Source organism: Thiomonas arsenitoxydans (assembly GCF_000253115.1).
Lineage (GTDB): Bacteria > Pseudomonadota > Gammaproteobacteria > Burkholderiales > Burkholderiaceae_C > Thiomonas > Thiomonas arsenitoxydans.
This window is the reverse complement of the sequence record NC_014145.1, coordinates 382124-395173: the sequence shown is the minus strand read 5'-3', so window position 1 is coordinate 395173 and position 13050 is coordinate 382124. Positions and strand designations below refer to the sequence as shown.

11 protein-coding genes and 1 tRNA gene are annotated in these 13050 nt (G+C 63.7%); 4 read left to right on the top strand and 8 right to left on the bottom strand.

What is annotated here, in order from left to right; genetic code table 11:
* Positions 1–16: 16 nt before the first annotated feature.
* On the bottom strand, positions 17–910 hold the full coding sequence (locus tag THI_RS01825; RefSeq protein ID WP_013104519.1) for a transporter substrate-binding domain-containing protein: 894 nt from the start codon (positions 908–910) through the stop codon (positions 17–19).
* Positions 911–1008: 98 nt separating this feature from the next.
* On the bottom strand, positions 1009–2847 hold the full coding sequence (locus THI_RS01820; RefSeq protein WP_013104518.1) for an ABCB family ABC transporter ATP-binding protein/permease: 1839 nt from the start codon (positions 2845–2847) through the stop codon (positions 1009–1011).
* Between the two features lie 141 nt (positions 2848–2988).
* On the opposite strand from THI_RS01820, the gene THI_RS01815 reads away from it, so the two are divergent.
* Entirely contained in the window at positions 2989–3393 is a 405-nt protein-coding gene (locus THI_RS01815; RefSeq protein ID WP_013104517.1) for an acyl-CoA thioesterase, read from the top strand.
* A gap of 85 nt (positions 3394–3478) precedes the next feature.
* Here THI_RS01815 and THI_RS01810 read toward each other — a convergent pair whose 3' ends face one another.
* The 6 genes from THI_RS01810 to THI_RS01785 form a co-directional block, all read right to left on the bottom strand.
* On the bottom strand, positions 3479–4096 hold the full coding sequence (locus THI_RS01810) for a 50S ribosomal protein L25/general stress protein Ctc (RefSeq protein WP_013104516.1): 618 nt from the start codon (positions 4094–4096) through the stop codon (positions 3479–3481).
* Between the two features lie 104 nt (positions 4097–4200).
* Positions 4201–5172: a ribose-phosphate pyrophosphokinase gene (locus tag THI_RS01805; protein WP_013104515.1), complete on the bottom strand. Its 972-nt coding sequence runs from the start codon at positions 5170–5172 to the stop codon at positions 4201–4203.
* A gap of 106 nt (positions 5173–5278) precedes the next feature.
* Positions 5279–5355: transfer RNA gene (locus tag THI_RS01800), tRNA-Gln, on the bottom strand.
* Positions 5356–5439: 84 nt separating this feature from the next.
* Positions 5440–6471: a 4-(cytidine 5'-diphospho)-2-C-methyl-D-erythritol kinase gene (ispE, locus tag THI_RS01795; protein WP_013104514.1), complete on the bottom strand. Its 1032-nt coding sequence runs from the start codon at positions 6469–6471 to the stop codon at positions 5440–5442.
* Positions 6472–6491: 20 nt separating this feature from the next.
* The gene (locus THI_RS01790; protein WP_013104513.1) at positions 6492–7073 is read right to left on the bottom strand and encodes a lipoprotein insertase outer membrane protein LolB; all 582 of its coding nucleotides are present in this window, start codon (positions 7071–7073) and stop codon (positions 6492–6494) included.
* A complete protein-coding gene (locus THI_RS01785) occupies positions 7073–8779 on the bottom strand; it encodes a tetratricopeptide repeat protein (protein WP_041608860.1) in 1707 nt (568 codons plus the stop codon). The genes THI_RS01790 and THI_RS01785 overlap by 1 nt, the downstream gene beginning before the upstream one ends.
* A gap of 108 nt (positions 8780–8887) precedes the next feature.
* Here THI_RS01785 and mutM point away from each other — a divergent pair, with 108 nt between their 5' ends.
* The 3 genes from mutM to mutY all read left to right on the top strand — a co-directional run bounded on the left by mutM (position 8888) and on the right by mutY (position 12944).
* Positions 8888–9763, top strand: coding sequence for a bifunctional DNA-formamidopyrimidine glycosylase/DNA-(apurinic or apyrimidinic site) lyase (gene mutM, locus THI_RS01780; protein ID WP_013104511.1), 876 nt, complete (start codon positions 8888–8890; stop codon positions 9761–9763).
* Between the two features lie 59 nt (positions 9764–9822).
* A complete protein-coding gene (locus THI_RS01775; RefSeq protein ID WP_013104510.1) occupies positions 9823–11748 on the top strand; it encodes a dynamin family protein in 1926 nt (641 codons plus the stop codon).
* A gap of 80 nt (positions 11749–11828) precedes the next feature.
* The gene (gene mutY, locus THI_RS01770; protein WP_013104509.1) at positions 11829–12944 is read left to right on the top strand and encodes an A/G-specific adenine glycosylase; all 1116 of its coding nucleotides are present in this window, start codon (positions 11829–11831) and stop codon (positions 12942–12944) included.
* The last annotated feature ends 106 nt before the right edge of the window (positions 12945–13050 follow it).

The window sequence follows — 13050 nt, the reverse complement described above, 5'->3', positions numbered from 1 at the left end:
GCCAACCTGGCGGTGCTTATTCGACGCCCTTGTCGTTCGGGTGGGCGAAGGCTTCCTTGATCGCGGGGGTTTCCGGGAAGTTCAGGTTGATGCCCTTGGGCGGAATCGGGCTGGTGAACCACTTGGCGTAGATCTTGTTGATCTCGCCCGACTTCATCACGCCATCGATGGTCTTGTCGACCAGCGCCTTGAACTGCGGATCATCCTTGCGCAGCATCATGCTGTAAGGCTCTTGTCGCAGCGAACCGGGCAGGATTTTGTAGGCCGCCGGATCCTTGGAGTTGGCGATCTGCCCCGCCAGCAGAATGTCGTCCATCACGAACGCGGAAGCCCGGCCATCGGCCATCAGCAGGAAGCTCTCGGCGTGATCCTTGCCGTAGATTTCCTTGAATTCCATGTCCTTGGTCTTTTCGTACTTTTTCAGCAGCGGCACGGCGGTCGTGCCCGAGGTGGTGACGATGGTCTTGCCCGCCAGTTGCGCAAAATCGTTGATGCCCGAATCTTTTTTCACCGCAGCCGTCACGTTGATGACGAAGTAGGTCGGCCCGAAAGCCACCTGTTTCTGGCGCGCCACCGAGTTGGTCGTGGAGCCGCACTCCAGGTCGATGGTGCCGTTTTCAAGCAGGGGAATGCGGTTGCTCGACGTGACCGGGGTGTAGTTCACTTTCAGACCGGGCATTTTCAGATCGGCCTTGACGGCATCGACCACCTTGCCGCACAACTCCATCGCGTAGCCGATGGGTTTGCCGTTGTTGTCGAGGTAGGAGAAGGGAATCGACGACTCGCGGTAACCGACGGTGATGCTGTTGGTTTCCTTCACTTTTTTCAGCGTGCCGGTGAGCTCGGCTGCCTGAGCGCAAGATATTGCGGCCGCAGCCAGGATGGTCAAACCAAACAGTTTTTTGATCATGCGAATCTCCGTGAATGTAGGAATGGGGTGAACGAATCGCACAAGTGTAACCGTAGGTCACAAATGCGCAATAGGTGTATGCAAACTCCGTTCCAGCATCAGGCCATCGCCGCAGACGCTTCGGGGTGAGCCGCCCTATCTTGCTGCAGATTCCACATGCGGGCGTAGAGGCCGCGCGCCTGCAGCAGTTGCGCGTGCGTGCCGCGTTCGACCACGCGCCCGCTTTCCACCACCAGAATCTGATGCGCATCGACCACGGTGGACAGGCGGTGAGCAATCACAATGGCAGTGCGGTCGCGCGAGGCCGCGCGTATTTCCGCCTGAATCGCCTTTTCGTTGTGCGAGTCGAGCTGCGAGGTGGCTTCGTCGAAAATCAGGATGGGCGGATTTTTCAGCAGGGCACGGGCAATGGCCACGCGCTGCTTCTCTCCGCCGGACAACTTGAGGCCGCGCTCGCCCACCTGCGTCTCATAGCCCTGGGGCGTGCTGACGATGAAGTCGTGGATATGCGCGGCGCGCGCCACCGCCTCTACCTCGGCCGCGCTGGCGCCGGGTTTGCCGTAGGCGATGTTGTAGCCAATGGTGTCGTTGAACAGCACCGTGTCCTGCGGCACGATGCCGATGGCGCGGCGCACACTGGCTTGCGTGACTTGGGCGATGTCCTGGCCGTCGATCAGAATGCGCCCGGACTGCGGCGCGTAAAAGCGAAACAACAGACGCGCCAGCGTGGATTTTCCCGCGCCGGAAGGGCCGACGATGGCGACTGTTTCTCCGGCGGGCACGGTGAAGTCCAGCCCATCGAGAATGACGCGGTCGGCCCCATAGCCAAAGCGCACATTTTCGAAACGCACTTCGCCCCGTCCGACCTGCAAAGCTGGCGCCTGAGGCGGGTCCTTGATTTCCTGGTGCTCTTCCAGAATGGTGAACATGCGCTCCAGATCCGTGGTGGACTGCCGGATCTCGCGGTAGATCACGCCCAGAAAACTCAGCGGCGCGTAGAGCTGCAGCATGAAGGCGTTGACCAGCACCAGATCACCCAGATTCATGCTGCCACTGACCACACCGACGGTCGCCCGCCAGACCAGCAGAGTCACGGCGGCAGCGATGATCAAGCTCTGCCCAAGGTTGAGCAGCGACAGCGAGTTCTGCGACTTGATGGCCGCGCGCATCCAGGCTCTGAGGTTGTCGTCGTAGCGAGTCGACTCCAGCGCCTCGTTGCCGAACATTTTCACCGTCTCATAATTCAACAGTGCATCGATGGCGCGCTGGTTGGCGCGCGAATCCTGCGTGTTCATTTCGCGGCGTAGCTGCGTGCGCCATTCGGTCACGGTGACGGTGAACGCCACATACAGCACCAGCGCCACCAGCGCGATGCCCGCGAACCAGATGTCGTACTTGACCAGCAGAATGCCGATGACCAGCGCCATTTCCACCAAGGTGGGCAGAATACTGTAGAGGGTGAACGACACCAGGCTGGAGATGGCCCGCGTGCCCCGCTCCATATCGCGCGACATGCCGCCTGTCTGGCGCTCCAGGTGGTAGCGCATGCTCAGGCTGAACAGATGGTCGAACACCTGCAGCGCAATCTTGCGCACCGCGCCTTGTGTCACGCGCGAAAACACCACCTCGCGCAACTCGGTGAACAGCGACACGCTCAGACGAAGCAGGCCATAGGCCACCAGCAGCGCCACCGGCACCACCAGCACCGCACGCGGATCGCCCGGCTTGAGATCGAGCGCATTGACGATGTCTTTCAGCACAATGGGCACGCCGACGTTGGCCACCTTGGCGGCGATCATCATCGCCAGCGCCAACAACACCCGGCCGCGGTATTCCCACAGATAGGGCCAAAGCGCGGAACCCACCGCCCAGCGCGAACGCGCTGCCGTGGCATGGGAGGACGGCTCGGGCAATGCAGGAGAGGATCGGGCGTGCATGGACTAACGGGATTTGGCCAATAGGGGCCGATGAACGATCAGGGCGGAGCAAAGCAGCGCGGGGCACGAACTTCGTGAGCTGCCCCTAAACTTCGCAGCCTGATTATCCGCGCCGCAACGGCGCCCTGCTTGGAGCCCCTCATGACCACCGACCCTCGACTCCCCGACCGCGTACCCACGCTGCGTACCCAGGCCCGACCTGCCGATGTGAACATGCACGGCGACATTTTCGGGGGCTGGATCATGGCGCAGGTCGACATCGCCGGGGGCATCGCTGCGGCCTGGCGTGCCAAGGGGCGGGTGGCGACCGTGGCGGTCAAGGAGTTTGTGTTCAAGCAGCCGGTGCTGGTGGGCGACGTGCTGTCGTTTTTCACCGAAATCGACCATGTGGGCCACACGTCGGTCACCGTGCGGGTAGAGGTCTATGCCCAGCGCACGCCATCGAACGTCGAGGTCATCAAAGTGACCGAGGCGCTGTTGACCTATGTCGCCGTGGGCGAAGACCGCCGCCCAAGGCCAGTCGATCAGCCGGTCGAGCGGCCATAATCGCCCGAAGTCTCACCGCGGCTCCAAAAACAACAAGGCCGCCTTCAGGTTCCCCCAGGCGGCCTTGTGGCTGGAAAAAGCCGATTTACTTGCTTTCGCCTTCGGCAGCAGCCGCCCCTTCTGCGCCCTCTTCACCCACACCACCCGGCGGCGGGCTGACGGTCACGACCGCAGGATTGTCCACCCCGTGCGTGAGCACCGACACACCCTTGGGCAGCTTGAGGTCGTTGACGTGCACGCTCTGGTGCAGAACCAATTCGCTCAGATCGACTTCGATGAACTCGGGCAGTTCGGACGGCAGGCAAGACACTTCCACTTCGGTCATCACATGGTTGACCAGGCCGTGGCTGAGCTTGACCGCAGGCGAATTTTCCGCGCCGGTGAAGTGCAACGGCACCTTCATGGAAATCTTGTGTCCGGCGTCCACACGCTGGAAATCCACGTGCAGCACCAGTTGCTTGAAAGGGTGCATCTGGTAATCACGCAGCAGCACCTGGCTGGATTTGCCGGCAATTTCCAGCTGCAGCACAGAGGAGTGGAACTGCTCTTTTTTCAACGCGTGATACAGCGCGTTGTGATCGAGTTCGATCATCTGGGGCGCTTGCTCGCCACCGTAAATAATGCCGGGGGTCTTCCCGGCGCGACGCAGGCGGCGGCTCGCACCGGTGCCCTGCAAACTACGTTCGAATGCGACGACTTTCATGTCGACTCCTGAAAAAAGGGGACTCGCCCCGTGGTGAACGGCGCCTGCGACCAGCGCCGTGACAACCTGCCGGAACATCCGACAGGTACAAAATCACAACAGCGTCAGAACAAGGTTTCCTGCTCGTTGAACAACTGCAGCACCGACCCGCCGTAGGCAATGCGCTGCAGCGTCTGCGCGATAAGCGGGGCGGCGGAGAGCTGGCGAACCTTGCCGCATTCGCGCGCTTCCTGGCGCAGCGGGATGGTGTTGGTCACGACCAGTTCGTCGATGGCGCTGCTTTGCAGACGCTGGATCGCCGGGCCCGACAGCACGGGGTGCGTGCAGTACGCCATGACGCGCTTGGCGCCGCGCGCCTTGAGCACCTCGGCCGCTTTGGTCAGCGTGCCGGCGGTATCGACCATGTCGTCCATGATGATGCAGTTGCGTCCGTCGATCTCGCCGATGACGTTCATCACTTCCGAGACATTCGGCTTGGGACGGCGTTTGTCGATGATGGCCAGATCGCAGTCCATCAATTTGGCCAGCGCGCGGGCGCGCACCACACCGCCGATGTCGGGCGAGACCACAATGAGGTCGCTGTAATTCTTTTCGCGCAGGTCGGAGAGCAGAATCGGCGAGGCGTAAATGTTGTCGACCGGAATGTCGAAAAACCCCTGCACCTGATCGGCATGCAAGTCCATGGTGACCACGCGCGCCACGCCTGCGGCCTGCAGCATATTGGCCACGACCTTGGCGGTGATGGGCACACGCGCGGAGCGCGGACGCCGGTCTTGCCGCGCATAGCCGAAATAGGGAATGACCGCGGTGATGCGCTCGGCCGAAGCACGCTTGAGCGCATCGACCATGATGAGCAGTTCCATCAGGTTGTCATTGGTCGGCGCGCAAGTGGACTGAACGATGAACACCTCGCGGGCGCGCACGTTTTGCTGAATCTCGACGGTCACTTCACCGTCGGAGAACCGCCCGATATAGGCCTGACCGAGGCCAATGCCGAGTTGTTCCGCAACTTCCTGGGCAAGCGCCGGATTGGCATTGCCGGTGAACAGGATGAAGTCCGCCGGATTCGGTGTCATGGTGGAGTGTTGCGCTTATTCAGTGCGCCTGAAGTGCCGGAACTTTTGTTCTCTCCGGCAGAGCCCGCGGTCTGCAGCGCCGCAAGCGAAACGCTTTCAAAAATCGTGGCTGGGGAGGAAGGACTCGAACCCTCGAATGCCGGAATCAAAATCCGGTGCCTTAACCAACTTGGCGACTCCCCAACTTCATTCACCACCATCGACGATGGCGAATGATAAAAACTGTTTGTCAAACAACCGCTGCACTACGGCAGCGCAAAGCCGACATTATGCGTCAATCCAATCGCGCAACGGATGCTCGCGCAAACCCTTGCACAACCGGCCCTGCCAACCCTCAGGCAACAAGTCCGGCAAACCACCCAACACCTCATCAGACGGCCCGTGCCTGCTCGGCAAACCAGATCGATCTGACGCACCGATCAAAGCAAAAACTGCGCTGCCAGAACCCGTCATTCGCGCATCGAAAAGCAACTCAGAACGCAACGTCGGCGAGTGTGCTGCCAGCGGCCCCATCAACGCAGTATGCAAAATCTGCAGTGCCTGAGTCACCTCAGGCTCCAGCGCCTCGGCGCCGGGCTGCAAATCGTTTCTGCCCCAGACAGGGCAAAGACTGCTTCGCTGATCGTCTTGTTGACAGTTTTTGCTCTGACTTTTCTGGTGCCGATTTTTCTGCCGCCCATCTGGTGCGAAAAATTCGCCCAGCCATTCAGCAAAGCCTGCTATTGTTTCTTCGGGTTTTTTGGTTGTCAAGTCAAGGGTGGAAAACACCGCACGTGTGGACAGGCCGCGTGCCGGATGCACCACAGCAAAACTCGACGTGGGCAGATCGATTGGCTGCAACTGCTCGCCGACGCCCTCGGCCCAGGCGTTGCGGCCGTAGATGAAAATCGGCACGTCGGCGCCGAGTTGCAAGGCGAGTTGCATCAGTTTGGCGCGCGGCAGATCGAGGCGCCAGAGACGGTTGAGGCCGATCAGTACCGTGGCAGCATCGGAACTTCCGCCTCCGAGCCCGGCCTGTTGCGGAATGCACTTGCGCAGATGAATATCGACGCCGCTTTCGCACTGCGTCGCCTGTTGGAGCAGGCGGGCGGCGCGCACGCAAAGGTCGTCTTGCGGCAGTTCGTCAGCGCCGATGCGGTGGATGAGACCATCGTCACGCCGGATCAGATCGAGCGTGTCGCACCAATCGATGAACTGAAAGACCGTCTGCAGGGTGTGATAGCCGTCTGGGCGCTTGCCGGTGACGTGCAAAAACCAGTTGATTTTCGCCGGGGCGGGCAGATTGAACAGGGCACGCATGAATCAAGCGCCGCAGCGCCTCAGGGAGCGGTTTGCGGCGCTGCCGTCGTGGCAGATTCAATCGCCATGCGCAGCTCCGCCGGGTCGCCCGCCAGGCGTTGCGCCTTGAGAAGCGCGAGCTGGCCGTCACGCCAAGTGGGCTGCACCTTCCAGCCCAGTTGTTCGAAACCGCCGTCTGTCAGGGTTTGCGAAGGCAGGCTGGCAGCCGGTCGCCCTCGCACCCAGTCCTGCAACGCAGCCTGCGGCAAGGCCACGCCCAAGGCGGCGCGGGTCATGTCGTCGAATGAGGCGTAGTGCTGTATCTGTCGGCCGTTATCCAGGCTGGCTTGACCGGAACTCCATTGCGCCTTGGCCAGCATTTGACCCAGCGGGGAAAAGACTTCGAACTCGCCGGAAACGGCCCCGCGCAACACCAACCGGAAACCACCGTAAAGCGCCTTCTGCGCATCGGGCGTGCCGCTGACGAGTGACAGCCGCCCCGCCAGCGCGAGCGTATTGGCGGGCTCGGACGACTGCGGCAGTTGGGGCGTGGCGCAGCCGCCAAGGGCCATCACCCCAACGACAGCCCCGGCGATAACCCCTGCAAAGAGGCGACGCCGCATCAGAATGTCACGCCGTATTTGCGCAGCACCGCCTGCACCATAGTGTCGTGCGGCGCGCGCTCGATGGCCTCGTGCCAGATGGCGCGCGCCCGGTCGCGCTGGCCGAGCTGCCACAGCACCTCGCCCAGATGCGCGCCGATTTCCGGATCGGGCCGCGCGTCATACGCCTGCTGCAGCAAATCGAGCGCCTGATCGTTGTGGCCCATTTTGTGTTCGACCCAGCCCATGCTGTCGAGCACGAAGGGATTGCCAGGCGAGAGTTCCAGCGCGCGGGCGACGAGCTTGCGCGCTTCGGGCAACTGCTCGCCACGGTCAGCGAGGGTGTAGCCCAGCGCGTTGTAGGCCGGTTGCGACTCGGGGTCGAGCGCAATAGCCTTTCGCAGCATCTGCAGCATGTCTTTGATGTGCCCGCTCTTGTCGGCCATCATCGAGGCTTCGTACAGCAGATCGACGTCGTTGGGAGTCTGCTTGAGGCCGGATTGCAGCAGCTTGTAAGACGCATCGAAGCGCCCGGCCTCGCGCAACACCTGCGCCCGTGCCAGCAGCCGGTCTTTGCGCTGCGCGTCGGTCGCCTCGGGCAAGGTTTCCGCCAGCTTGAGGGCGTCGTTCACCTTGCCCTGCTGCACCAGAATGGCCGCGCGGTTGCTGAGCACGGCAAGGTGGTTGCTGGCATCTGGCTCGATCTGATCGAGCCAGCGGTTGGCCTGATCCAGATCGCCCAGCTTGCGCGAAGCCTCCGCCAGCGCGATGTAAGCCGGGGTCAGCACGGGCGGCTCGGTCTGGGCGCGCGCCAGCCGCAGATAGGTTTGCAACGAGACCACCGCGCGCGCGGGCTGGCCGAATTCAGTCTGCAGGCTGCCCAATATCAGCCAGGCCGGGGCGAGATCAGGCGCATCGACCACCAGTTTTTCGAGCGCGTTCAGCGCAATGCCGTCGCGCTGCTGGGCCAGCGCAGCCTGCGCCCAGGCCAGACGCAGGCCGCTGTCTTTGGGCTGGGCTGCGGAAAATTTCTGCATCGCGCCGTCAGCCGCCTGCGGGTTGACGGTGTAGAGCTGTATCAGCAGCGCCGCCGCCGGGGCCAGCCCTGGGTTGAGCGTCAGGGCGTGCAGCGCATCGGCGAAGCCCCCCTTCTGGTCTCCGGCGCGCGCGCGCAGCAAACCCAGCACCACATCGGTCTGCGCGAATTGCCGCTGCCCGGCCAGCGCAGTGCGCATCATCGACAGCGTGGCGGCGGCATCGCTCGCCTGAGCGGCCAGGGGCAGCAGATCGGCAATGGCTTGCCCGCGCTGCGGTTCGGGAGTATTGGCCAGGTCTTGGGCGATGGCCGAGCCAGCCTCGCTGGTTTTCCCCATGAGCAAAAGCAGTTGCACGACCCAGGCGCTGGCCTCTCGAGAACCGGGCATGGCTTTGCGCCAGGCCTGAGCGGCTGCGAGCGCCTTGTCGGGCGCGCCTGCGCGCAAGGCGATTTCCGCCGCGCGTCGGTAGAGCGGCTCGGAATCCAGTTCCTTTGCCGCCTTGAGCAACTCGGTGTAGGCCACGCCGGGATGCCCGGTATTCGCCGCAATCTCTCCAGCCAGAATGGCAAAGACCTGCCGCGCGGTTTCCTGCGCGCTGGCCCGAACGGCCGACTGCTGTGCATAGGCTGCAATAGGCACAGCGGTGAGAGCCGGAAACAACAGGGCCGACACAAGAACGGCAGCGCGCATGGGAGTCCTGAAAGTCTGAATAGAACGCCGTATCTGCACCAGCAGACAGGGCCGAGAATCGTGCGGATTGTAGAAGTCTGCCATTTCCCCCTGCGGCACAATGCCGACATGCCCGAACTGCCCGAAGTCGAAGTCACCCGCCAGGGTCTGGAGCCCGCCTTGCTCGGCGCCCGCCTGACCGGTCTGCGCCTGGGTAAACCGCTGCGCTGGCCGCTGAACATCGACCCGCAAACGCTGGTCGGGCTGCGCATCAAAGCGCTTGAGCGGCGCGGCAAATATCTGCTGCTGCGACTGTCGCAGACCGCCGCCGCGCCGAACACCGCAGGCGTGCTGATCGTGCATCTGGGCATGTCGGGTTCTTTGCGCTGGACACCGGCCGCGCAAGCGCCCGCCCCGCTGTCGCCGCACGAGCATGTGGAATGGCTGACCGACCGCGGGGTGCTGCGCCTGCGCGATCCGCGCCGGTTCGGCGCGGTGCTCTGGCACGCGGGTGACGAGGTGCAGCGCCATCCCCTGCTGCGCGTGCTCGGGCCCGAGCCGCTGGGCGCCGACTTCGACGGCGCCACACTCTGCCGCGCGCTGGCCGGACGCAAGGCGGCGATCAAGCCGCTGCTGCTGTCGCAGCACATCGTCGCCGGAATTGGCAATATCTACGCCTGCGAGGCTCTGTTTCGCGCGCAGATCGACCCGCGCACACCGGCTTCGCATCTGCGCCCCGTCCATTGCGATCGTCTGGCCGCGGCGGTACGCGAAACTTTGCGACAGGCGGTGGCGCTGGGGGGCAGCAGCCTGCGCGACTTTGCCCACAGCGATGGCGAACTGGGTTATTTCCAGATGCAGGCGCTGGTTTACGGCCGAGCCGGGCAGCCTTGTCGCGTCTGCGCCACGCCCATCCGGCAGATCGTGCAGGGGCAGCGCAGTACCTATTTCTGCCCCAAGTGCCAAAAAATTCTCAAAGCCAAGCCCAAGGCGGGGATACGCTGATCGAAATTCAGAGTGCGCTGTGTTTTACTTTTACTCAGTTAATCCACGCGCCCCTAGCGATGAATCCGTACGTCGAAACCCCCATCCTCACCGCCGGTCTGTTTGACTACGCCGAATGGCGCGCTGAAGCGCTGCAGCGCGTCAAGGCGTTGTTGACCTGGCTCGAAGAAAGCGGACTCGATCTCGAACAGGCGCGGCCGCTGTTGCAGCGGCAGATCCACCGACTCGACAACGACCGCATGACCCTGGCCTTCGTTGCCGAGTTCTCGCGCGGCAAGTCCGAGTTGATCAACGCCATCTTTTTCAGCGGACACGGCCAGCGCATCCTGCCCGCCGGAGCCGGGCGCACCACCATGTGCCCGATGGAACTGTTCTCCGACCCCGCGCAGCCCCGCGGGCTGCGGCTGCTGCCCATCGAAACCCGCTTGCAATCGCAAACCCTGGCGCAATGGAAGTCGAGCCCGCAGGTCTGGACGCATTTCGAGCTGCCCTCCCAGGATGCGCAGGGGTTGGCGCAGGCGCTCACCCATTTGTCCGACACCCAGCGCGTACCGCTGGAGCGTGCCCAAGACTTGGGCTTCTTCCATGATGCCGAAGACCTGGCGCAGCTCAATACCGATGCCCAGGGCGAAGTCGAAATTCCGCTATGGCGACATGCACTGGTCAACTTTGCCCATCCGCTGCTCGATCAGGGCCTGAGCATTCTCGACACGCCGGGGCTCAACGCCGTGGGCGCCGAGCCCGAGCTGACCCTCTCGCTCATCCCCTCGGCCAACGCCGTGGTCTTCGTGCTCGGCGCCGACACCGGGGTGACGCGCAGCGATCTGGAAATCTGGAACCGCCACATCGCGACCACCAGCGGCGCGCAAACCCTGGTGGCGCTCAACAAGGTCGATGCGCTGTGGGACCCGCTGCTCACCGCGCCGCAAATCGCCGCCAGCATCGACCATCAGGTGCAGACCACCGCGCAAACGCTGCGTCTGCCGCCCGAGCGGGTGTTTCCCGTCTCGGCGCACAAAGCCCTGCTGGCGCGCATTCAGGGTGACGGCCCGCTGCTCGCCCGCTCGGGCCTGGGCGCGCTGGAAAACGCGCTCAATCGTGCGGCCAATATCGACCGTCGCAGCCTGCTCGACGGCGCCGTGCGCGATGCGGTCGGGCAGGTGCAGTCCGAACTTTCGCAGCAACTGCGCAAGCAACTGCACGATGCCCAGGGACAGCTCGACGAACTGCTGGGACTGCGCGGCAAGAACGCCAATATGGTGGTGCTCATGCTGCAGCGCCTGGCCGCAGAGCGCAACGAATTCGACGCCGGCATGGCGCAGGTTCTGGCGCTGCGTGCCGTCAACAACCGCATGCTCGAGCAGTTGCGCGAGCGCTTCGCCGCCAAGTCGGTGCTGCACGATCTGGAGCAGCTTGAGTCGCGCATGGGCGGCGCGCTGCTGAAAATCGGGGTGAAGGGCGAACTCGCCCGCATCGGCGCCGATCTGCGCAAGCGGCTGGTGGATGCCGAAACGCAGATCGAAGAAATCCGCCAGATGCTCGCCGCCGCCTTCACCCGCGCCAACAGCGAATTCGGCTTCACCGTCACCGCGCCGCGTGTGCTGCGTCTCAGCGGGTTGATGCAGGAGTTCGACCGGGTGGTCAATGCCTATACCGAGCATCTCTCCGGCGTGAACTGGCTCAAACTGCAGAACAACGCCTACACCCTGCGCACCTTGCGCACCCTGTCGTCGCGGGTGCGCGATCTGTTCGAGCGCGCCCTGCGCGATATCGAAAACTGGGACCGCTCAGCCATCGCCCAGCTCGACAGTCAGGTGCGCGAGCGCAAGAAGCAACTCAACCGCCGACTCACCACGCTGCAACGCATCGAAGACACCAAAGACAGCCTGCATGACCGCATTGACGAATTGCAAAAGCAAATCGCCCAGATCGACGTGCTGCAACGCGGGCTGAACGATCAGATTCGTCGCTTGATCACCGCGTAAACGCTCGCCGCGAAGGGCTGGCACAATGCGGCGCTCAATTCGATTGAGCGCCGCCTCGCCGCATTGTCGATCTGCCCACCGTGCCCGATTCAGCCCCAGCCGCCCCCTTCACAGCGCCAACCCTGCCGGATTTCGCCAGCCGCCTGGTGCGCTGGCAGCGCCAGCACGGGCGGCACGACCTGCCCTGGCCGGTGCGCGATCCCTACCGGGTCTGGCTGTCGGAGATCATGCTGCAGCAGACGCAGGTCGCCACAGTCATCGATTACTACGCGCGTTTCACGGCCCTCTTTCCCACGGTGCAGGCGCTCGCCGCGGCGCCTGAAGATGCCGTGCTCGCCGCGTGGAGCGGGCTGGGCTACTACCAGCGCGCCCGCAATCTGCACCGGTGCGCGCAGATCGTGGTTCAAACGCATGGCGGCGCGTTCCCGCAAACGGCGGAGAGCCTTGCCGCGCTGCCGGGCATCGGCCCCTCCACGGCGTCGGCGATTGCCGCGTTCTGCTTCGACGAGCGCGCCGCCATTCTCGACGGCAATGTGCAGCGCGTGCTCTGCCGCAGTCACGGCATCGACGATCCGGTTCCCGCCACGGCCACCACGCGCAAGCTCTGGTCGCTCGCGCGCAGCCTGCTGCCCGAGGCGCAAGACATGGCCGCCTACACGCAGGGGCTGATGGATCTGGGCGCCACCGTGTGCAGGCCGCGCCAGCCTGCCTGCACCGAATGTCCTTTTGCCACGGATTGCCGTGCTCATTTGGCGGGCGATCCGCAGCGCCTGCCCGTGCGCAAGGCGGCGCGCAAAAGCCGCCCGCAGCGCAGCACCGTCATGCTCTGGTTGCGCAACTCGCCGGACGGTCTTTGCTGGCTGGAAAAGCGCCCGCAACTGGGCCTCTGGCCGGGGCTGTGGAGCCTGCCGCAATTCGATGCGACCGAGCAGGCGCTGCAGTTCGCCGCGCAGATCGGGCCGGTGATCGGCCAGCGAGAACTGGCGCCGTTTCGCCATGCGTTCACCCATTTCGAGCTGACCGTGCGCCCCTTGCTCGTCGACGTTCAAGCCCAGCCCCGGGCCGCGGAGCCACAGGGCCAATGGCTCGCGCTTGAACAGGCCGCGCAGCTGGGGCTGCCCGCGCCAGTTCGCAGCCTGTTGCTGCAGCAAGTGCCGCCTGCTGACGCTCCACCCCCGGCCGTGCTGCACAAATGAACATATACCCGCGCATTCCCCTTCCTCGACCGGCCTGACGCACAGCGTCACTCAGGCGAAGCCGTCCGGGCAGGAGGGGGTCAAGCGGGCAGTTTTCGTTTTCTTG